Source organism: Streptococcus sp. 27098_8_75 (genome assembly GCF_041432475.1).
In the GTDB taxonomy this organism is placed as follows: domain Bacteria; phylum Bacillota; class Bacilli; order Lactobacillales; family Streptococcaceae; genus Streptococcus; species Streptococcus gordonii.
Window position 1 is genome coordinate 16,048 of sequence record NZ_JAPVZR010000001.1, and the last position, 20,525, is coordinate 36,572.

Sequence of the window (20,525 nt, forward strand, 5' to 3'; positions counted from 1 at the left end):
CCCCACCTTCCTTTCTCACTTTTAAGTATTAGCTAATTATTTGCTCAAAAATATACGTCTCTCTATTATACCGAAAAAATAGCTGGAATAGAAAAAAGAAGATTGAGTTTCCCCAATCTTAAATCTTTTCGCCTTCTTCTTTTTCTTTAGCGATTTGTTCTTTAATTTTACGCTCTTCTTCTTCCTTACGCAAGCGCTCTTCTTCTGCACGGCGACGAACAGCTTCACGCTTTCCTTCTGGATCTGGGTGAATCGTTACATTTCCAGACTCAATTTCTTCTAGAGCTCGAAGAGTTGATTTGACAGATTTAAAGTCCTGAGTCGGTGTAGCGCCAGCCTCAAGCTCGTGTGCACGCTTTGCTTCCAAAATTACTAATGAATATTTTGATGGTACCTTGTCCAACAAAGTATCAATAGACGGTTTTAACATCATAATTCTTTACCTAATTTCTAATCTTTATCTTACTGTTGCAGAATTTTTCACCATATCTTGATAGTGGCCTATCACGCGATCCACACGGAAATGCTCCGCCTCAATCACTCGCTTAACTCGTTCGGCCGCTAGACTGACCTCATCATTGACAATAGCATAGTCATACTCACGCATGAGGGCAATTTCTTCCTTGGCTTTCTCAATGCGCTTAGCAATGACGTCTGCGCTGTCTGTGCCACGACCAACCAAACGGTCTTGTAATTCTTCCAAATCTGGAGGTGTCAAAAAAATAAAGACAGCGTCTGGAACTTTTTTCTTGACCTGCAAGGCACCTTGCACCTCAATTTCAAGGAAGACATCGATTCCCTTATCCAAGGTCTCGTTGACATAAGTTAGTGGCGTCCCGTAGTAGTTACCGACATACTCAGCATACTCCAACATCTGGCCTTGGCGGATCAACTCTTCAAACTCTTCGCGAGTTCTAAAGAAATAATCCACACCGTCCACTTCACCTGGACGTTGCGGACGTGTCGTCATAGATACAGAATATTGAAATTGGTTTTCTGAGCTTTCAAAAATTTCACGTCTAACCGTTCCTTTTCCTACACCAGATGGTCCAGAAAAAACGATTAACAAGCCACGTTCCGTCATTTGGTCTCCTTCACAGTCTTTTACTTAGTGTAACAAAAAACAACAGATATTTCAACTGCTTTTTATGATGATTATAAGCTACTGAAAGAAAAAAACAGCTCGAAAGCTGTTTCTCTACTTAGCATAATCAACGGCACGCAATTCACGAATAACTGTGACCTTGATATTTCCTGGATACTCCAGATTGTTTTCAATCTTCTCACGAACATCATGTGCCAAAACCGTCACCTTATCATCCTTGATTTTTTCAGGATGAACCATGATGCGGATTTCACGACCCGCCTGCAAAGCAAAGCTTGTCTTAACACCATCGAATTCATTCGCAATTTCTTCTAAGTCATGCAAGCGTTTAATATAGCTCTCTAGTGACTCGCTACGAGCACCCGGACGAGCAGCGCTGAGCGCATCCGCTGCAGCAACAATGACTGCAATCACGCTTTCAGCTTCTACATCTCCATGGTGGCTAGCAATGGTGTTGACCACAACTGGATGTTCCTTGTACTTACGAGCGAGCTCGGTACCAATTTCAACGTGACTTCCTTCCACTTCTCGGTCAATTGCTTTTCCGATATCGTGAAGGAAACCAGCCCGGCGTGCCAGAGTTGCATTTTCACCAAGTTCACCAGCAATGACTCCTGCTAACTTCGCCACTTCAATTGAATGACGAAGGACATTTTGTCCATAAGACGTGCGGAATTGCAATCGTCCCATGATCTTCATCAAATCAGGGTGAAGGTTTGGAGCTCCAATTTCATAGGCTGCTGCTTCCCCATATTCACGAATACGATTATCAATTTCCAAACGGTTCTTCTCAACTAGCTCTTCAATACGAGCTGGATGAATCCGTCCATCTTTGAGGAGGGCTTCCATCGTCATACGAGCAATTTCACGGCGAACAGGATCAAATCCAGATAGGGTTACAACGTCTGGAGTGTCATCGATAATGACATCAATTCCTGTAAGACTTTCAAAAGTGCGGATATTGCGTCCTTCACGACCGATAATCCGTCCCTTCATAGTATCATCAGGCAAGTGGACCGTTGAGTTGGTCTGCTCAGCCACATAATCACCAGCAATCCGCTGCATGGCTTGAACCAAGATATCTTTAGCCATCTTGTCAGAGCGTTCTTTAACCTCTTGTTCAGCCTCACGAATACGCATCGCAATTTCTTTGGTTAGCTTTTCCTCTGTTTGAGCAAGAATCAGATCACGTGCTTCGTTCTGCGATAGTGAAGCAACTCTTTCTAGTTCAGCTTCTTTTTGTTTTTCAAGCTCAGCTAGTTGTTCTTCCCGCTCATCAATGTATTTAGTTTTATCTGAAAGACTTTGTTCTTTCTGCTCGAGCAATCTCTCTTTGTTGGTCAAGTTATCATCTTTTCGATCAAGGCTAGCTGCACGTTCTGTCAAACGACTTTCTGTTTGTTTCAGCTCTTGACGCTCAGACTTAAACTCTGCCTCAACTTCTTCTCGATATTTTCTGGCTTCTTCTTTTGCCTCCAAAAGTGCTTCTTTTTTAAGCGAATCAGTCTCGCGTTTTGCATCTTTCAAAATGATATCTGCTTCACGCTCGGCCTGACCGCGTAAATTCGTTGCTTCTTGTTCAGCATTCAAAAGAGTAAGTTCCGCGGCTTCTTTTGAAGATTTCATTCGAGCCGAGATGCTTACATATCCAATGACTAAACCAATGATGACGGCAAAAACAAGAGCGAAAATCATTTCCATGTTTTTACCTCATTAATTTATTTTAAATTGAATTCGAAAATTCTTAATTATTTTATCATAAATTTGATAAATTAACAAACTGATTTTGGTAAAAAAGAGAGCGATTTCTTATATTATTTTATTAAGTTTTTGGCAAAGCCTTGTGACACCTTTATTCTTGTCAAAAATTATTTTTTTGCAAAAATATTTGATATAATCGAACTATAGAAATTGATTACAAAGGAGACTTTTATGTCTAAAGAAGTTATTGTTGAAAGTTTCGAGCTTGATCACACCATCGTTAAGGCCCCTTATGTACGACTCATTGGAGAAGAAAGCGGACCAAAAGGAGATGTTATTTCTAATTTTGATATCCGACTTGTCCAGCCCAATGAAGATTCCATTCCAACTGCAGGACTCCATACCATTGAACACCTGCTAGCTATGCTTATCCGTAAACGTATTGATGGAATGATTGATTGCTCTCCTTTTGGTTGTCGAACTGGTTTCCATATGATCATGTGGGGACGTCATACCCCATCCGAAATCGCCCAAGTGATCAAATCATGCCTTGAAGAAATCGCTGAAACCACTACTTGGGAGGACGTCCCAGGAACTACGATTGAGTCTTGCGGAAACTATAAAGATCACAGCCTTTTTTCTGCCAAGGAGTGGGCTAAATTAATCCTCAAACAAGGGATCTCAGATAATGCTTTCGAACGCCATGTTATTTGATTATTCAATAACGAAAAAAATCTCAAGACTAATTTTTTAGCTTGAGATTTTTTATTTGTTTCTAATAGTCTAGAGAATCCGCATAACCCGGACCATTTCCTACAAAATAACCCGTTTTACAGTTGATACTAAAGAGATAGGTTCCATCTGGTTTAAAAAGATTATAGTAGCCATTTCCTTTTATAATATTGACACGTTCGATGATATATTGATCGCCAGTAATATAGCCACGTTCCCGTGAAATTTTTAAGATTTTTTCCAAAATACCTGGATTAAAGACCCAAGCGGGATTATTGACATCATCAATCACAGCCTGATTATAAGGAACACGGCTTAGATTTCTCTGCAGAGCCACACCAGTGCTGGACAATCCTCCATATCCAGTAGAACCACCAGTGATTACGCCTTGATCCGTATTATTAGTGGTCGGTGCTGTTGGAGTTGTTTCAGCAGGTGCTGGAGTTGTATTGGAAGCAGTCCCTTGACCTCCAGCTGATTGAGAGACTGTTTGCTGACCCTTTCCTTGACTAATGGCAGAGCTGATTAACTTATCTAAATTACCATTACCCGTTTTAGTTTCAGTAAAAGTCGCGTCTCCCTTGACTTTGGCATTGGTATCCAAAACGCCATCTTTGATCGCAGCTGTTTCAAACTGAGAATTGACTGCTTGAATTGCTGAGATTTGTTTTACAAGACTATCATATTTAGCCTTAGCAACCGTATATTCCTTATCATTTTTTAGGGCTTCAAGCGCTGCTTTTAATTGATCTAAGTTGGCAAAGCTACTGTTTTTAAGAGCCAATTTATTCTTATCAGTAAAGAAAGAATCGTATAAATCATTAAATTTTTTCAAGGCCTTGTTTTCAGAACTTGAACTACTTGAACTAGTTTTTTTACTTGATTGACTGCTGGAGCTTGTTACTGTTTTACCAGCCTGATTTCGATTCATCGCAAAGTAAGCAGTTGCCGCAATTCCAGCCACCGCCAGAAGAGCCACTAGAGCGTAGATGACCTTTTTACTACCAGAACCGGTCTTTTCATCATCATCTTCATAAGAATCCTCAGTAACTGGTGTAGATACTGGAGCAACAGTCTCCATGTCCACTTGAGTCTTATCTTCAGGCTCGTCAGCAAAAGCTTGGCTGACCTCAGCTTCTAATCCAGAACTTTTAGGAGAAGCTATAACTTCTTCTTTCGTCTCATCAGTTGAAACTGTTTCTTTTTGCGCTTCTTCTGCCTTTTCGTCTTGTTTCTTTTGAGCTTGGACGGTCGCTGTATACTTTCCAGCTTCAATTTCTTGACGATGCTGCTTGATATATTTGTCTAAAACACTATCATCATCTTTGACGCCAGCTTCTAATTCTTCACTTTTTCTGGCAGCCTGACCAATAGTCATTTCCTTAGCTTCTTCAAAATCTAAAATAGATTCTTGCTCTTGGCTTTCAGGTTTTTTATTTTCCTTACTCATAGTCATCCTTTCTGCTCTTCAAGTTTTCGTTTGACTCTTTGTCCAAAATATTGATATAAATCAACCTTCAAGGTTCCATTATAGAGTTTTCTCTTTTTATCTGCTGGACTTCCATATTTACTTTCAAAAGCCTCATCACTGGTCAGAATAAATTTACTCCATGTTTCTAATGGTGCAAAAGTCTGCCCCATTTCCTGGTAGAGTTTTGTAACAGCCGTATCATCCAAAAGCCTTTCCCCATAGGGAGGATTTGAGATAATCACACCATTGATTTTATTAGTGTGCAAGTCTTGCAACCTCATTTGCTTAAAGCAAATACAGTCTTCCACCCCAGCTTCTTCAGCATTCTTCTTGGCAATGTCAATCATACGTGCATCCAAATCTGATCCAGCAATATCCAATTGAATATCCTGCTTAATTTGCATACGAGCATCAGCTTTTGCTTTCTGAATTTGTGCTCGATCTATCCAATTCCATTCTTCAAAAGCAAAAGAGCGATAGAGACCAGGAGCAATGTTTTTACCAATCAAAGCAGCCTCTATACAAAAAGTTCCAGAGCCACATGTCGGATCAACTAAAGGTTTATCAGGATACCAATTGGATAAGAGAAGAATAGCAGCTGCCATATTTTCCTTAATTGGTGCTCCACCCTTATCTGTCCTATAACCACGCTTAAACAAGCTAGTCCCCGTCGTATCAATCATGACTGTCGCCAAATCTTTTAAAATAGAAACTTCAATCTTAAATTCAGGTCCATTTTCCATAAGGGGAACCCCTTCAGGACGCGCATAGTGTTTCTGCAACTTCTTCACAACAGCCTTCTTAGAAATTGCCTGAACGCTGGGTTCATTGTGAAGTTTGGACTTGACACATTTCGCTTTCGAAATAGGAAATTTTGCGCCTAAAGGTAGGTAGTTTTCCCAATCAAGTGCAAAGACACCTTGAAAAAGCTCTTCAAAAGTCTTGGCAGGAAAAGTCCCAACAATGATTTTGATCCGATCTGCCGACCGTAACCAAAGATTGGTTTGAATAATCGTTTGAACGTCTCCTTCAAAACGAACACGACCATTTTCAACCTGACAATCGATTCCAAGATTTCTAATTTCACGACCAACTACTGCTTCTAGACCTGCTGCAGCTGTCGCTATTAAGTCAAATGTTTTTTTCATTATTTCCTCAAAACAAAGGGGAAGCGTCTATCCATATACTGAGATAGCCGACTTGAGATTTACTTACATCAGGAAAAGTTGCTATCCCTAACTTTTTAAAGTATATTTCACTATAATTAGAGGCTAAGAACCAAGCCCTAGCCTCTACCTATATGCAATTTTCTATAAGCCATGTTTTGTTCCAGAAATGACTAGGTACCATTTCCTTCGATAATCATCTGTCTACTGTTTCCAGTCAGAATGCAATGTTCGTTTCCACGCATTCCATGCCCCGACCAAAGTTTGGGTTGCTAGCTTGAGGGGTTTACCGCGTTCCACTTTTTGTGTTTCCACAAAAACTACGTCACTGTGGCACTTTCAGGCCTACTCCAGCATATCAAGAGACTTAGCTGTTTCATCCGCCGTAACGGAATAATCCGTCCCTAGGCTTATTGTTTCGCCTAGCACAAACACTACCGGCATCACAGCCAGTGCTAGCATGGACTTTCCTCATAAAAAATAACTTTTCATGCGATTATCCAAAAATTGCACGTCTTATAATTACAATTGATTTAATTCGCTCGCTTGGATTTGTTTACCGAACACTTCTTTTTCCAAACGGCTTAGTCTTTTCAAGATATCAAAATTGGTAATTGTCGTTTGAGTTGTGTCTCCAAATGACTGATGAACCTGAGAAGCAGTTGAATTTGGAGCTTCCTGAATTCGTTTAGAAAGTTCTTGTTTTAAACGGCTATTTTCTTCACGCAATTCCTTCACTAAAGCTGAATAAGTTTCGTAGTCTTTGATCACATCATCTAAAAACTCATCCACTTCTTGCTTACTATATCCACGTACTGCTGTTTTAAAATCTTGATCAAAAATATCTTTAGGTGTAAAAATAATACTAGCCATTTCTCTCTCCAATCTGGTTTATTATTATCATTATATACGAAAAGGAAGAGAAAAATCAAGGTATAAACTTTAAATTTCAGAAAAATTTTCCGCCATCTCATTTAAGTCATCAAATGTTAATTTTTTGATATGATATTGTTCATTTTCCTTCATCATTCGGTAAAGATACTTGAGCTTTGTCTCATTTTCCTCATCGTAAAATAGATAAGCGCCGTCTGTGCTCTCTAACAAAAATTGATTATAAGTCCGAAACTGACTTGGATTTTCATAGCTTGGATAAGCATATTTGATAAAATCAACATTTTTAAAGTTAGCCAATTTTTCTTGGTTAACCTCATTCCAATTTTCACCTTGGTTTTCAAAAATAAAAATCGTCGCCAATTGAAAATTATATTCTTCCTGTAATTCCTTAGCAACTTCCAGAACCCAGACCTCAAAGCCCAAGTTTCCCGTAAAAACCAGCCATTTCATGCCATTTTCTAAGAGATAAATCAAATCCCTACGAATAGCTGCTTTGATAATTTTCAAGCGTTGATCCTTGTCTCCAAAGATTCCTAAATCAAAGGCTTTATAGCCTACAACAAGTACACTGACCATTTTTTATCCTTTTACAATGATTTATGGTATAATAGAGTGATGTTATTGTACCAATAAGGAGTTTTATGGTCAACTATCCGCATAAGCTTACATCTAAAAATAACATAAAAAAGGTGAAAAAAGAGACTGTCGATTTCGCTAATCGGGGAATGACTTTCGAAAAAATGATTAACGACACCAATGACTATTATCTTAGCCGTGGATTAGCTGTTATTCATAAAAAGCCTACACCCGTGCAAATTGTCAAAGTTGATTATCCTAAGCGAAGCCGTGCCAAGATTGTCGAGGCCTACTTTCGCCAGGCATCTACTACGGACTACTCGGGAGTTTACCGTGGGCATTACATTGATTTTGAAGCCAAGGAAACGCGGCAAAAGCAATCTATGCCTATGAAAAATTTTCATGCACACCAGATTGAACATATGGATCAAGTGCTCAATCAAGGCGGGATTTGCTTTGTCTTACTTCACTTTTCTAGCCTGAAGGAAACCTACCTCCTTCCTGCTCCCTACTTAATTGAGTTTTACAAGATTGATAAGGGTGGGAAATCCATGCCCCTGGATTATATTCAGAAACATGGTTATCTCATTGAACAAAACATCCTTCCCAGCGTACCTTATCTTGATATAATCTCAAAAAATTTACTAGGTGGTCACTCTAATGAATAAACAAACCTTAATCACAGCCCTAAAATGGGTTGCAAGCGGCCTTATCTCACTCTTTCTTTTGGGACTTCTGATAGGAAGTTGTCTCTTCTTCTACTATGTGAGCAAGGCCCCTGAGTTATCAGAGAGCAAGCTCGTTGCTACTACTTCCAGCAAAATTTATGATAGCCAAAATAACCTTATCGCAGATTTGGGATCTGAAAAGCGCGTAAATGTAACCACTGATCAAATTCCAACTGATTTGGTCAATGCTATTGTTGCTATTGAAGACCATCGTTTCTTCAATCACCGTGGAGTGGACTCTATTCGGATTATCGGCTCTATCTTTAATAATATTCTTAAGAGATCAAATGGACTTCAGGGTGGTTCTACCTTGACCCAACAGTTGATCAAACTGACATATTTTTCTACCTCAAAAGCAGACCAGACGGTCTCACGTAAAGCTCAGGAAGCTTGGCTGGCTTTCCAACTAGAAAGAAAAGCTACAAAGCAACAAATTCTGACCTATTATGTCAATAAGGTTTACATGTCTAATGGGAACTATGGGATGCAGACAGCAGCACAAAGTTTTTATGGTAAGGACTTAAAAGATCTAAGCTTGCCTCAATTAGCCTTGCTTGCTGGAATGCCCCAAGCTCCAAACCAGTATGATCCATACTCTCAACCAGAAGCAGCACTTCAACGCCGTAACCTGGTTTTATCTGAGATGTACCAACTGAAATACATCACTGCTGAACAGTATGAACAAGCTATCAATACCCCTGTTACTGACGGTTTGCAAAGCTTGAAGAGCTCTGCATCTTATCCAGCATATATGGATAACTATCTAAAACAAGTTATCGAGCAAGTCGAAAAAGAAACAGGCTATAACTTGCTGACTACTGGTATGGAAGTCTACACCAATGTCAATACAGACGCTCAAAAGCAACTGTGGGAGATCTATAACTCCGATACCTATGTTAACTACCCAGACGATGAACTTCAAGTCGCTTCCACAGTTATGGATGTAACAAATGGTAAAGTCATTGCCCAACTTGGAGCTCGTAAACAGTCTACTAATGTTTCATTTGGTACAAACCAAGCCGTTGAAACCAATCGGGACTGGGGTTCAACTATGAAACCTATCACAGACTATGCACCAGCCATCGAAGATGGGGTCTATAGTGCAACATCTGCAACTATTGCAGATGCTCCTTATAATTTCCCTGGCTCTAGCACTCCTGTCTACAACTGGGATATGCGCTACTATGGTAATATAACCATGCAATATGCCATCCAAGAATCACGGAACGTTCCAGCTGTTAAAACTTTAGAAGCAGTTGGTCTCAAACAAGCTCTTAAGTTCTTGAATAAGATTGGTATCAACTATCCAGAAATGCACTATTCAAATGCCATTTCAAGTAATACCAACAAATCTGGAAACGAATATGGCGCAAGCAGTGAGAAGATGGCTGCGGCCTATGCAGCTTTTGCTAATGGAGGAACCTACTACAAACCTCAATATGTCAATAGAATTGTCTTTAGCGATGGTACTGAAAAAGTCTTCTCTAACGAAGGTTCAAGAGCCATGAAAGAAACAACAGCCTACATGATGACAGATATGATGAAGACTGTTTTGACATCCGGAACAGGTACAAATGCAGCAATTTCTGGTGTCTATCAGGCTGGGAAAACTGGTACTTCTAACTATGCAGACGATGAATTAACCAAACTTACAAAACCTTATTATGGCTCTAGTATTGTAACTCCAGATGAGCTCTTCGTCGGTTACACCCCTCAGTATTCAATGGCTGTATGGACTGGTTATTCAAACCGATTGACACCAGTTCTTGATGATGGGGTCAAGGTTGCAACTGATGTCTATCGGTCTATGATGACTTTCTTGAATACCAATGGAAACGAAGACTGGGAGCAACCAAATGGGGTTTATCGAGTTGGTTACTATCTATACCTAAACGGATCTAATCCATATCGATACTATATCCAACCTTCCTCAACTTCAGAAGAATCATCTTCTTCTGAGGAAGAGTCTTCTTCAAGTAGTTCGGAATCTTCTACTACTTCCGAATCAAGTTCATCCTCTACTTCTAACCCTCAAGAAAGCAAACCGCAAATTAATAACGGCCAGCGCTAATGTTTGGAAGATCAACATAAAAACTCTATCTTCTCTCATATGAGAAGATAGAGTTTTTTTATTTAGAAAAGGCCTTATATAGCTATAAGGACCTTCTTCATAAATATTCTTTTATAGGGCTAAGGCTCCCATTGGATCCCACGGAGCCAAGACAATAGGCTCTGCTTCATAAGCAGCTAATTCCGCTTCAGTCAAAAATTCTTTGCGCACTACGATCTGGTAGGTATATTCATCCATCCAAGAGTCAGAGGCTACAAAGTAACCCTTGTTACCAACCTTTTCGCCCCAAGAGTTTTCGACCTTCCATTTCTTGGCTTTTTCATTTTCATCCAAGTCCACCCCCGTCAAAACCATTGCATGGGTCATCAGACTTTCGCTATAGTCCAAACGTCCCGCCTTGTCTTGAGTCAACTGGATATCCATACTAGAAGTGAAGTCATACATGCCATCAGCCATACTACCCGCTTTACGATTGCTAGACTGTCCAACATCAGAACCAAACCACACGGTCTCGCCAGCTTGCATTTGGGCGATAGCCAGCTCTTTTAGCCTGTCCATTTCAACATTCAAATAACGAACTGGCTTGCTACCAACGACATTACCCAGCATCTCAACTGTATAGGACTTACCATAAGGCTTGTCTGCAGTTGGCGCATTGATGATAGAGACATAATCGTCTAATTTGAGATCAACATATTTTTTGAAGAAAACTTGTGGTGTCAATCCGCTCTCACTATGAAAATTGTTATCTTTATCGCGATAAGAGAAGTCGAATTGGCGAGGCGGTAAACCTAAATTCATAGCTAGGAAGTTAAAGACTTCCTGGAGAAGTTCTTCTTTCTTAGCCTGAAGTTCAGCCGAGTTTGCACCTTCTGCCACTAATTCTCGCAAAATCTGTGCATCCTGACGCAGGAGTTTATTAAGAATCTGATTGAGCTCACGGCTGTTGCTAGAAGAAATTGACTCTGGATAGACTGACTTGGGTACGACGCCATATTTTTCAAAAAGAGAAACAACCATATCCCATTGACCGCCATCCTGCTGGGGAGTATCTAAGAGAAACTTAACCTTGCGGCTGGTCAATTCTTGGTCAGCTGTCGCCAGCACCTGCTCTAAGAACCAGTTGGATTTCTCATATTTATCCCAAAAGAAAGTGTGAGCCTGAGATAGCTCAAAATCTTCCAGTTGGAAACCAGCAATCATCTTGTGGCGGAAGGTATTAAGAGCTGCAAACATCCAACAGCGTCCTGAAGCTTTCTGGTCACTGACCTTGTCCTTAGTAAGATCCAGTGAAAAGATAGGTGTATTTTCCACAGCGGCGCTTCGCTTCTCTAAGGAAGCCAAAAGGCCATTGTGACTGATTGCATTTTCCATCGCTGCAAACTTGGGATTGGCCTCATAAGCAGCATACAGCTTATCTGTAAAATTTTGTTCTAACGAATGCATAGAATCCTCCTTGTCATTATACATCTATTATAGAACTTTAAAAAAGGAGTGCAAGTAAAAAGGCTAGACAAAAGAGTCCTAGCCTTTTTCTAAATCAGATTTTAGGATGCCATAGACGGAAAAATCTTTGACTTGTCCTTTATGCAATACAGCCTGACGGAAAGTACCTTCGTAGCTCATGCCAGCCTTAGCCATAACACGCCCCGAAGCTGGATTGGCTGTTACAAATCTTGCTGTGACACGATTGAAGTCTGCGTCTTGCAAGAGATAGTTCAAAACAGCTTTCAAAGCTTCTGTCATCAGCCCCTGCCCCCAATAGTCTTTACTTAAAATGTAACCGACCTCGCAATCATTGACCGTATCATCTCTATCAACCACACTGATATCACCAAGCACTTGTTCAGGATTTTCCTTCAGGCAGATGGCCCACTTGTAAAAATCCATGTTTTGATAATTCTCAACCCAGCGAGCAATAGACTGTTGGGTGACTTCAGGACTCTCGTGAGCATCCCAGGTCACATGCAGTAAATTATCTGGACGAGAAGCCCAGTTGTCATACATAGCTTGAGCATCTGATTCCAGAAAAGGTCTTAGCAAAAGACGTTTGGTTTCAATAGACTGTGTACCTATCTTTTTCATCGTTTTCTCGTTTCTTGGCTCGGACTAAAAAGTTACGATAGAGATTTTCACTTCCAAAATTCGTCAAAAATCGTAATTGGCAAATGGCGTTTATGCTGACCTTTATGCCACCAAGACTCGATAGTTTCTTGGGCGTGGGCTGAAACGGACTTGCCTTCGAGATAATCGTCAATTTCATTATAAGTCACGCCTAGAGCGACTTCATCTGCAATCCCAGGTTTTTCCTCTTCCAAATCAGCCGTCGGCACCTTTTCATAGAGAGCCGGATCAGCTCCTAAAGTGGCCAAAAGCTGCTTGCCTTGACGTTTATTGAGGCGGTAAAGTGGTAAGATATCTGCTCCGCCATCCCCAAACTTGGTGAAAAATGCGGTGACATTTTCTGCTGCGTGATCGGTCCCAATAACAGCCCCACTGTATGAACCAGCCAAAGCATACTGGGCAATCATACGGCTGCGGGCCTTGATATTACCCTTGTTAAAATCAGAGACTTTGGCACCTGTTGCCTCTATCGCCCTTGTCATAGCATCAGCTGATTCCTTGATATTGACTGTCAGACTGACATCAGGCTGGATAAAAGCCAGAGCCTTTTGCGCATCATCTTCATCTGCTTGAACACCGTAAGGCAAACGAACGGCGATAAAGCGATAGCTATCATCTCCAGTTTCAGAGCGCATTTCCTCTACAGCCAGCTGAGCTAAGCGACCAGCCAAGGTTGAATCCTGACCACCAGAAATTCCCAGAACATAACTTTTCAAAAAAGGGTGCTTTTTCAGATAGGCCTTGAGAAAGTCGACCGACTTGCGGATTTCTTCCTCCGGGTCAATGATAGGTTTGACGCCCAATTGAGCGATGATTTCTTCTTGTAGGCTCATTTTTCTGCTCCTGTCTGGTAGGCTTTCTTACGCATCTGGTCAATCAAGTCCATCTTATCCTGCCAGATATCTCTAGCCAGGTCAACTGGATAATCCTGTGGATTAAGAACCCGCTTGTACTCATCCCAGAGTTTATCAAATTCCTTACGGGCATAAGCTTGAATCTCAGTCAGGCTCCGCTTTTTGTAAACGAGATTTCCCTCTTGGAAAATATCTACCAATAGCGGCACAGCATCAAAATCCTTAACTGTCTTATTAATGTAAGTGTAGGTAGGATGGAACATTTCCAGCTCTTCCAAGCCATTGACATCAATTCCTTCATAGGTAATGTAGTCTCCTTCAGACTTACCTTTTTCCCGACTGGTAATGCGCCAAACCTGCTTCTTACCTGGAGTCGAAACTTTTTCAGCATTATTGGACAGCTTGATGGTATTGCGCAATTCTCCATTCTCATCTTCAATAGCAACAATCTTATAAACTGCTCCTAAAGCCGGCTGATCATAAGCCGTAATCAACTTGGTACCCACGCCCCAAACATCAATCTTAGCTTTTTGCATTTTCAAGTTGAGAATGGTATTTTCATCCAGATCATTGGACGCATAAATCTTAGCATCAGGGAAGCCAGCTTCATCTAATTGCTGCCGAACCTTCTTAGAAATATAGGCAAGGTCACCTGAGTCAATACGAACACCTAGGAATTTAATCTTATCACCCAGCTCACGCGCAACTCGAATGGCTGCCGGAACACCCAAACGCAATGTATCATAAGTATCTACCAAAAATACACAATCATGGTGAGTTTCGGCATAAGCTTTAAAGGCATCATAATCATTACCGTAAACTTGAACAAGGGCATGAGCGTGGGTTCCTAAAACAGGAATATCAAAGAGCTTACCCGCTCGAACATTACTGGTACCGTTGGCTCCACCAATCACAGCAGCCCGAGTTCCCCAGATAGCTGCATCCATTTCTTGAGCACGGCGAGTTCCAAACTCCATCAGGGGCTCATCTTCGATAACAGAACGGATACGGGCTGCCTTAGTGGCAATCAGGGTCTGAAAATTAACGATATTGAGCAGGGCGGTCTCCACAAGCTGACACTGAGCCAGAGGACCTTCCACTTGCACAATTGGCTCATTGGCAAAAACTAAGTCCCCTTCCTGAGCCGACCGTACACTAAGGCTCATCTTTAAATTCCGCAAGTAATCTAAGAAGTCTCCATGATAACCCAAGGACTCAAGATAGTCTAAATCACTCTGGCTGAACGTCAGATTATTGAGATAGGAAATAATTCTTTCTAAGCCCGCAAAGACAGCGTAGCCGTTATTAAAAGGATTCTTACGGAAAAAAACTTCAAAGACTGCACGTTTGTTATGGATATTCTGATTGAAATAAACCTGCATCATATTGATTTGATACAAGTCTGTATGTAAGGTTAAACTATCATCTGGAAACATATTTTCTCCTTTATAAACTGCATGGATTTTACTTATTATATCATAAATTTACAATTAAGAGGTTATAGGGAAATAGTCCGGCAATTAGAAAATTGAAATCTTTCCTCCACCAATTTAGCTGGTAGCTATTTAGTTTCTAAGAAACCACTCCTCAAAAAGATTCAATAGATCAAAAAACCTTGTTAGCCATAACTAACAAGGTTTTCGGTTTTATTCATGTTCAGTGATATATTTATAAGCTTCTTGACCCGCAATCGCTCCATCACCTACTGCTGTCGTAATCTGGCGTAAGTCTTTTTGACGGACATCTCCGATTGCGTAGATACCAGCTACTGAGGTCTTCATATGGTCATCTGTCACAATCCAACCTGATTCATCTCTTATACCCAAATCAGCTACAAACTCACTAACTGGATCCAAACCAACATAAATGAAGATACCACCAAAATCTGCTTGGCTAGTTTCACCAGTCTTGATATTTTTAAAGGTTACTCCAGTCACCTTACGCTCGTCACCATGAATAGCTTCTACGACTGAATCCCAGACAAAACTAATTTTTTCATTAGCAAAGGCACGATCTTGCAAAACTTTTTGTGCGCGTAATTGATCACGACGGTGAACAATGGTCACACTTTTAGCAAACTGGGTCAAGAAAATGGCTTCCTCAACCGCTGAATCGCCTCCACCAACAACTAGTAAGTCTTCATCACGGAAAAAAGCTCCATCACAAACTGCACAATAAGAAACACCCCGACTATTAAATTCAGCCTCACCCGGTACATTGAGCTGACGGTGAAAGGCTCCTGTTGCAATAATAACAGTCTTACTTTCATAAACTTCGTCTTCTGTGATAACTTTTTTAAAATCACCCTGATCTTCAATTCTTTGAACATGACCAAAGACATGCTCTACTCCGAGATTTTCCAATGGCTCAAACATCTTTTCAGCCAATTCTGGACCGCTAATCAGGGCGTAGCCAGGATAGTTTTCAACATCCGCTGTATTGTTCATTTGTCCGCCTGGAATACCAGCTTCCAGTAAGGCAACTTTTAGGTTGCTTCTTGCAGTATAAAGCGCCGCTGTCATTCCTGCAGGACCTGCTCCAATAATAATTGTATCGTACATGACTCCACCTTCTTTTGTTGTAATAATAATTATTCTAACGCCAATAAAAAACTTTTGCAAGCATTATGCTTTCAGCACTAAGAGAATGCCCATAACCGCAAAAGATAAAATAGGGATAGTCATAATATCAATCAAAAGTACATCAAACAAATGCGCCTGTCGTGCCTTTGCTGTCTTATCCTTGCGACTAGCCATTCTGGCTAAAATTAAAATCCCTGACAAACCTCCAATAAGTGCTGTTGTCAAAAGAAGACTCTCTATATAGAGAGAAAAAATTTGCTTTAACATTTAATCTCCTATGTTTTGGTCTATTTATGTCCAATAAGTCATGCTTATTTTGCTCAAAACAAACTCAGCTGGCAGAACCAACCGAGTTATCTTTCATCTATTATATCAAATATAGGTTCGTTTGTAACTAGCAAAAAACTCTTTCGTCCGTTCTTCTTTCGGATTATTCATAATCTCATCAGGCTTACCACCTTCAATAATATGCCCCTTATCTAAAAAGAGAACCTTGTCAGCAACCTGTGAAACAAAGGACATATCATGACTAACCAAAATCATTGTTTGACCAGATCTTGCAGCATCAGCAATGGATTTTTCTACTTCGCCGACAAGTTCAGGATCCAGAGCAGATGTAGGCTCATCTAGCAGGAGAACATCAGGTTTCATGGCCAGAGCTCTTGCCAAAGCTACCCGCTGTTTTTGTCCACCTGATAAATGACGGGGATAATGATTTTCTCGATCTGATAAACCTACCTTGGCCAATTCTTCTTTAGCTATTTTAGTAGCTTCTTCATCCGATAGTTTCTTGACAACGAGCAGGCCTTCTTTTACGTTTTCCAGAGCAGTCCGTCTCTCAAATAGATTAAACTGCTGGAAAACCATGGCCAATTTTCTACGAAGTGTTAAGACTTCCTCCTGAGTAATTTGGGAAAAATCAACCCTAAAGTCATCAATCTCAATGATACCGCTGTCTGGAGTTTCCAAGTAATTCAGACTACGAAGAAAGGTTGATTTACCAGCTCCTGAGGAACCAATCAAGGCAATAACCTCTCCTTTTTGGATATCCAAACTAAGATTGTCTAGTACTGCCTGACCGGAGAAAGATTTACTGAGGTTAAAAATGTGAATCATTAAAGGAGATCTCCTTTCGCTTGAATTGCTGAATCAATTGCAGCCGGCGTTTGAATGGCCATTTTTCTTTCGATAAAGCGACCAAATTGCTCAATCATAATATTGACAACCCAATAGACTAGAGCGACAGAGATGAAGCGCTCAAAATAACGGTAATCCGAACCACCTAAAATCTGGGCTTGGGCAAATACTTCTACCACTCCAGCACTAAAGGCCAGTGAAGTTCCTTTGGTCAAACCAATTAAGGAGTTGATCAGGGTTGGTGTAGCTACCACTGCTGCATTAGGAATAATCACACGACGGTATACTTGGGCATTGGTCATTCCCAGACTTCTAGCAGCTTCAATTTCTCCTTCACTAACAGAGAGGATTGCTGCACGGATTGTTTCGCTAGCATAAGCTGCCTCATTAAAAGCAAAAGCAACAACAGCAAAGATTGAGGCTGGGATTGCATTGATATTAAAAGCCGTTCCAAAACGTTGATTAAAAACCTTTAGAGCTATAGGAATCCCATAATAGGTAAGCATCAATTGGACTAAGATAGGTGTCCCCCTTAAAAAGCTGACAAAGAAAGCCTGAATAGGGTACAGAACTTTGACACGGTTGATTTTGACAATAGCAAACAGCAGAGCCAAAACTAAACCAAAAAGGGCGCCGCCCAGGGTTAAAAATAAAGTTGTTGGTAATTTTTCAATAATTCTTGGCAGGGCATCAAAAACAGATCTTAAACTAAAATTTTGACCATCTGGGATAGACTTCATTAATTCCTGATACCAGTTAGAAGCTAATATAACTAAACTTGCGTTCATCATTCAATCCTTTCATCATTCTCATTTAAGAAGGTCTATGCTCTTTAACAAATTTACCATGTCTTTATGAGACCAGAAAAAAAGATAGACCAGTATACTCTAGTCTATCACACTATTTTTATATCGAACAGTATAATTTATTTATCAAGGGTATAAGCAAATTTTATGACTAGAAGCTTTGGCGCTTGGCCTTGCGTTCTGCACGACCTCGAGCACGATTTTCGGCCCGCTTAGTCTTACGACGTTTTTCATTGACAGCCCACTGAATTTTTTTCTTATAGCCAGGTTTGATTTTCTTCTTTTTCTTTTTAACCAAACCAATCATTTCTGTATCAAGCTTCTCATAAGACTTTTCGCGGTTGGCTCGTCGATCTCGATCATAAGTGTCCTGAAATTCACCGTTCTTTATCATCTTAGGAATGAACTTGATACCCAGTTTCTCTAATTCACGAATATCAGAGTCATCACTTGGCTGATAAAGCGTAATGGCCGTACCAGGAAGTCCATTGCGTCCTGTTCTTCCCACTCGATGGACAAAGAAAGACAGGTCCTGCGGAATAGCATCATTGATGACATGACTGACCCCCTCAATATCAATTCCCCTTGCTGCTAGGTCAGTCGCAACAATATATTCAAAATCAAGATTTTTCACTTGATTCATAATCCGCTTACGCTCACGAGGTGCAATATCACCGTGAATCTTAGCCACTTTCAAGCCTTGAGCAAGTAAGTAACTATGTAGCTCATCTGCTCGTGTCTTGGTATTGACAAAAATCATAGCCAAATAAGGCTGTAAAATTCTGCTGATTTCATAAATCTGCGCATTTTTATCGCGCCCCTTTGTTGAAACCAGCCAATTTTCGATTGTATCAGAAATAACCGTTTTAGTCTTGATTTGCTCCATGACCGGATTGGACAGATATTTCTTCAAGAAAGGCTGTAGCTTCTGCGGAATAGTCGCTGAGAATACCAAAAACTGCAAATCTTTTGGCAAACTTGAGGCGATTTTATCCACTGTTTCCAAGAAGCCCATATCTAGTGTCATATCTGCCTCGTCCACAACAAAGGTCTTGGCCTTATGAATAGCTAAATCTCCTGACTTGACCAAATCATAGATTCGGCCTGGTGTCCCGATAACAATATGAGGTTGGCTAAATTCAAGTTTATCAATTTGGCGGGCCTTGTCAGTCCCACCCACATAATTAGCAACACGAATTTCCTTATCAGAAAAAGAAGCAATCTGTCTAGTTGCTTGATAAATCTGGGTGGCCAACTCACGGCTTGGTGCCGTAATCACAACTTGTACATGATCCTCATCTTCATTCAGCTTTTGAAAAATTGGTAGCAGAAAAGTATGGGTCTTCCCAGAACCTGTCTTTGATTCACCGACAAGGTCGCGCCCAGACAAAACAACTGGAATTAATCGCTCCTGTACTTCTGTTGCTTCAACAAACTTCAGATCCTCTAAAGCCTCCTGAATATAATTTTTAAAAGTAAATTCTGTAAATTTCATTTTTTCCTCTTATCCTTAGTAGTCCTATCTATTATAACAGAAATTATGGATTTATAGCCATTTATATGAAAAGAAGGAGAACAATCGTTCTCCTTTTTCTTACAAATACAAAATTGCTAGAGTAATCAAACTTGCAACAAGGCCTATTCCCCAGAAGAGAAAATCTACCTTCCATTCACTCCAAGCTTTACCACGGCCAGAAAAACCACCAAGTTCAAAATGATGGTGAACTGGAGTCATACGGAAGATTCGTTTGCCTCCTGTCATCTTAAAGTAAGTAACTTGTAGCATGACTGAAGCTGTTTCAAATACATAGACAATCCCAATCAAAAGAAGGGTCCATTCTTGGTGGAGGGCAATAGAGAGAGCTGCCAGCATACCTCCTAGAGCCAGACTTCCCACATCTCCCATAAAGATCTTAGCCGGCTTATGGTTAAATCCGAAGAAACCAAGTAGGCCACCAATCATACTAAAGATCACGATTAGAAGATCAAAACGTTTTTGTTCTAAAGCAATAACCGCATAAGCTCCCAAGCTGATCACGACGGAAATACTTGCAAGACCGTCAATTCCATCAGTTAGGTTGACTGCATTGGAAAAGCCAATCAACCAAAAGAGAACAAAGAAAATATAAAGAAAACCTAATTCTAGTGGAAAACCGAAAACGTTCAGCATGTCCCCACCGCCGTGGCGTTCAAAAAAGAGATAAAAAACCACACCGCCAACCAGCTGCAAGAATAGTTTTTGCTTAGGATTCAGTCCCTCGTTGATTCGGCGGAAAACTTTTAAGAAATCATCTAAAAAGCCAACTAAACCGTACAAGAACAGAATAAACAAAATAGTTGTAACGCTACTAGAAAGATTTCCTGAAAATAATGCAATGACAAAACTCGCCACAATCGAAGCCAAGAGGAAAACAGTCCCTCCCATAGTGGGTGTTCCAGCTTTGGCCTGGTGCTGTTTGACATCTTCGTGCATTTGTTGCCCGGAAATGCGGGCTTTTTGATAAAAACGAATAAAGGCAGGTATCCCAATAATTGTTAAAATCAAAGTAGTAATTCCTGCAATTATAGCTGTAAGCAT

At 40.5% G+C, this 20,525-nt stretch carries 20 protein-coding genes and 1 other RNA gene; 3 read left to right on the plus strand and 18 right to left on the minus strand.

Going from position 1 to position 20,525, the window contains the following annotated elements; genetic code table 11:
- Positions 1-118: 118 nt before the first annotated feature.
- From rpoZ to O3640_RS00090, 3 genes are all read right to left on the minus strand, one after another.
- The gene (rpoZ, locus tag O3640_RS00080; RefSeq protein ID WP_008808589.1) at positions 119-433 is read right to left on the minus strand and encodes a DNA-directed RNA polymerase subunit omega; all 315 of its coding nucleotides are present in this window, start codon (positions 431-433) and stop codon (positions 119-121) included.
- A 24-nt stretch (positions 434-457) separates the two neighbouring features.
- Positions 458-1,084: a guanylate kinase gene (gmk, locus tag O3640_RS00085; RefSeq protein WP_045505966.1), complete on the minus strand. Its 627-nt coding sequence runs from the start codon at positions 1,082-1,084 to the stop codon at positions 458-460.
- Positions 1,085-1,198: 114 nt separating this feature from the next.
- The gene (locus O3640_RS00090) at positions 1,199-2,806 is read right to left on the minus strand and encodes a ribonuclease Y (RefSeq protein ID WP_371586405.1); all 1,608 of its coding nucleotides are present in this window, start codon (positions 2,804-2,806) and stop codon (positions 1,199-1,201) included.
- A 231-nt stretch (positions 2,807-3,037) separates the two neighbouring features.
- On the opposite strand from O3640_RS00090, the gene O3640_RS00095 reads away from it, so the two are divergent.
- Complete coding sequence (locus tag O3640_RS00095; protein WP_008808586.1) at positions 3,038-3,520, plus strand: S-ribosylhomocysteine lyase; 483 nt, start codon at positions 3,038-3,040, stop codon at positions 3,518-3,520.
- 61 nt (positions 3,521-3,581) lie between these two features.
- On the opposite strand, the gene O3640_RS00100 is transcribed toward O3640_RS00095, so the two are convergent.
- The 5 genes from O3640_RS00100 to O3640_RS00120 all read right to left on the minus strand — a co-directional run bounded on the left by O3640_RS00100 (position 3,582) and on the right by O3640_RS00120 (position 7,645).
- On the minus strand, positions 3,582-4,988 hold the full coding sequence (locus tag O3640_RS00100; RefSeq protein WP_125367264.1) for a cell division site-positioning protein MapZ family protein: 1,407 nt from the start codon (positions 4,986-4,988) through the stop codon (positions 3,582-3,584).
- 2 nt (positions 4,989-4,990) lie between these two features.
- The gene (locus O3640_RS00105) at positions 4,991-6,157 is read right to left on the minus strand and encodes a class I SAM-dependent RNA methyltransferase (RefSeq protein WP_125367265.1); all 1,167 of its coding nucleotides are present in this window, start codon (positions 6,155-6,157) and stop codon (positions 4,991-4,993) included.
- A 160-nt stretch (positions 6,158-6,317) separates the two neighbouring features.
- Positions 6,318-6,683, minus strand: an RNA gene (gene rnpB, locus O3640_RS00110) — RNase P RNA component class B.
- Between the two features lie 14 nt (positions 6,684-6,697).
- Positions 6,698-7,048 carry a cell division regulator GpsB gene (gpsB, locus tag O3640_RS00115; protein ID WP_008808583.1) on the minus strand — a complete coding sequence of 117 codons (351 nt, stop codon included), beginning with the start codon at positions 7,046-7,048 and terminating at the stop codon, positions 6,698-6,700.
- A 69-nt stretch (positions 7,049-7,117) separates the two neighbouring features.
- Entirely contained in the window at positions 7,118-7,645 is a 528-nt protein-coding gene (locus O3640_RS00120) for a DUF1273 domain-containing protein (RefSeq protein WP_045505956.1), read from the minus strand.
- Positions 7,646-7,710: 65 nt separating this feature from the next.
- Between O3640_RS00120 and recU the strand changes: the two genes are divergently transcribed.
- Together recU and pbp1a are read left to right on the plus strand one after the other, a co-directional pair.
- A complete protein-coding gene (recU, locus tag O3640_RS00125; protein WP_008808581.1) occupies positions 7,711-8,313 on the plus strand; it encodes a Holliday junction resolvase RecU in 603 nt (200 codons plus the stop codon).
- Entirely contained in the window at positions 8,306-10,444 is a 2,139-nt protein-coding gene (gene pbp1a / locus O3640_RS00130; protein WP_020992772.1) for a penicillin-binding protein PBP1A, read from the plus strand. Before recU ends, pbp1a begins: the two co-directional genes overlap by 8 nt.
- Positions 10,445-10,555: 111 nt before the next feature.
- Here pbp1a and pepC read toward each other — a convergent pair whose 3' ends face one another.
- From pepC to mraY, 10 genes are all read right to left on the minus strand, one after another.
- Positions 10,556-11,890 (minus strand): aminopeptidase C, encoded by a 1,335-nt coding sequence (pepC, locus tag O3640_RS00135; RefSeq protein ID WP_125367266.1) that lies wholly within the window; start codon positions 11,888-11,890, stop codon positions 10,556-10,558.
- A 78-nt stretch (positions 11,891-11,968) separates the two neighbouring features.
- Positions 11,969-12,529 (minus strand): GNAT family N-acetyltransferase, encoded by a 561-nt coding sequence (locus O3640_RS00140; RefSeq protein ID WP_049553156.1) that lies wholly within the window; start codon positions 12,527-12,529, stop codon positions 11,969-11,971.
- A gap of 47 nt (positions 12,530-12,576) precedes the next feature.
- Positions 12,577-13,401, minus strand: coding sequence for an ammonia-dependent NAD(+) synthetase (gene nadE, locus O3640_RS00145; protein ID WP_061596064.1), 825 nt, complete (start codon positions 13,399-13,401; stop codon positions 12,577-12,579).
- Complete coding sequence (locus O3640_RS00150; protein ID WP_061596065.1) at positions 13,398-14,858, minus strand: nicotinate phosphoribosyltransferase; 1,461 nt, start codon at positions 14,856-14,858, stop codon at positions 13,398-13,400. The genes nadE and O3640_RS00150 overlap by 4 nt, the downstream gene beginning before the upstream one ends.
- Positions 14,859-15,068: 210 nt before the next feature.
- On the minus strand, positions 15,069-15,983 hold the full coding sequence (gene trxB / locus O3640_RS00155; protein ID WP_048778762.1) for a thioredoxin-disulfide reductase: 915 nt from the start codon (positions 15,981-15,983) through the stop codon (positions 15,069-15,071).
- 63 nt (positions 15,984-16,046) lie between these two features.
- On the minus strand, positions 16,047-16,271 hold the full coding sequence (locus tag O3640_RS00160; RefSeq protein WP_045772959.1) for a DUF4059 family protein: 225 nt from the start codon (positions 16,269-16,271) through the stop codon (positions 16,047-16,049).
- Between the two features lie 105 nt (positions 16,272-16,376).
- Positions 16,377-17,120, minus strand: a complete 744-nt coding sequence (locus O3640_RS00165; RefSeq protein WP_061596066.1) for an amino acid ABC transporter ATP-binding protein — start codon at positions 17,118-17,120, stop codon at positions 16,377-16,379.
- A complete protein-coding gene (locus O3640_RS00170; RefSeq protein WP_061596067.1) occupies positions 17,120-17,929 on the minus strand; it encodes an amino acid ABC transporter permease in 810 nt (269 codons plus the stop codon). Before O3640_RS00170 ends, O3640_RS00165 begins: the two co-directional genes overlap by 1 nt.
- 169 nt (positions 17,930-18,098) lie before the next feature.
- The gene (locus O3640_RS00175) at positions 18,099-19,442 is read right to left on the minus strand and encodes a DEAD/DEAH box helicase (RefSeq protein ID WP_053794076.1); all 1,344 of its coding nucleotides are present in this window, start codon (positions 19,440-19,442) and stop codon (positions 18,099-18,101) included.
- A gap of 99 nt (positions 19,443-19,541) precedes the next feature.
- Positions 19,542-20,525, minus strand: coding sequence for a phospho-N-acetylmuramoyl-pentapeptide-transferase (gene mraY, locus O3640_RS00180; RefSeq protein WP_061601454.1), 984 nt, complete (start codon positions 20,523-20,525; stop codon positions 19,542-19,544).

Coding starts and splice junctions, on each gene's coding strand:
- O3640_RS00140 (WP_049553156.1), bottom strand. CDS start 12,529: ATGAAAAAGATAGGTACACAGTCTATTGAAACCAAACGTCTTTTGCTA.
- O3640_RS00120 (WP_045505956.1), bottom strand. CDS start 7,645: ATGGTCAGTGTACTTGTTGTAGGCTATAAAGCCTTTGATTTAGGAATC.
- O3640_RS00160 (WP_045772959.1), bottom strand. CDS start 16,271: ATGTTAAAGCAAATTTTTTCTCTCTATATAGAGAGTCTTCTTTTGACA.
- O3640_RS00175 (WP_053794076.1), bottom strand. CDS start 19,442: ATGAAATTTACAGAATTTACTTTTAAAAATTATATTCAGGAGGCTTTA.
- O3640_RS00105 (WP_125367265.1), bottom strand. CDS start 6,157: ATGAAAAAAACATTTGACTTAATAGCGACAGCTGCAGCAGGTCTAGAA.
- O3640_RS00165 (WP_061596066.1), bottom strand. CDS start 17,120: ATGATTCACATTTTTAACCTCAGTAAATCTTTCTCCGGTCAGGCAGTA.
- trxB (WP_048778762.1), bottom strand. CDS start 15,983: ATGTACGATACAATTATTATTGGAGCAGGTCCTGCAGGAATGACAGCG.
- gpsB (WP_008808583.1), bottom strand. CDS start 7,048: ATGGCTAGTATTATTTTTACACCTAAAGATATTTTTGATCAAGATTTT.
- pepC (WP_125367266.1), bottom strand. CDS start 11,890: ATGCATTCGTTAGAACAAAATTTTACAGATAAGCTGTATGCTGCTTAT.
- rpoZ (WP_008808589.1), bottom strand. CDS start 433: ATGATGTTAAAACCGTCTATTGATACTTTGTTGGACAAGGTACCATCA.
- O3640_RS00095 (WP_008808586.1), top strand. CDS start 3,038: ATGTCTAAAGAAGTTATTGTTGAAAGTTTCGAGCTTGATCACACCATC.
- gmk (WP_045505966.1), bottom strand. CDS start 1,084: ATGACGGAACGTGGCTTGTTAATCGTTTTTTCTGGACCATCTGGTGTA.
- mraY (WP_061601454.1), bottom strand. CDS start 20,525: ATGCTTACAGCTATAATTGCAGGAATTACTACTTTGATTTTAACAATT.
- O3640_RS00100 (WP_125367264.1), bottom strand. CDS start 4,988: ATGAGTAAGGAAAATAAAAAACCTGAAAGCCAAGAGCAAGAATCTATT.
- pbp1a (WP_020992772.1), top strand. CDS start 8,306: ATGAATAAACAAACCTTAATCACAGCCCTAAAATGGGTTGCAAGCGGC.
- nadE (WP_061596064.1), bottom strand. CDS start 13,401: ATGAGCCTACAAGAAGAAATCATCGCTCAATTGGGCGTCAAACCTATC.
- O3640_RS00150 (WP_061596065.1), bottom strand. CDS start 14,858: ATGTTTCCAGATGATAGTTTAACCTTACATACAGACTTGTATCAAATC.
- O3640_RS00090 (WP_371586405.1), bottom strand. CDS start 2,806: ATGGAAATGATTTTCGCTCTTGTTTTTGCCGTCATCATTGGTTTAGTC.
- O3640_RS00170 (WP_061596067.1), bottom strand. CDS start 17,929: ATGAACGCAAGTTTAGTTATATTAGCTTCTAACTGGTATCAGGAATTA.
- recU (WP_008808581.1), top strand. CDS start 7,711: ATGGTCAACTATCCGCATAAGCTTACATCTAAAAATAACATAAAAAAG.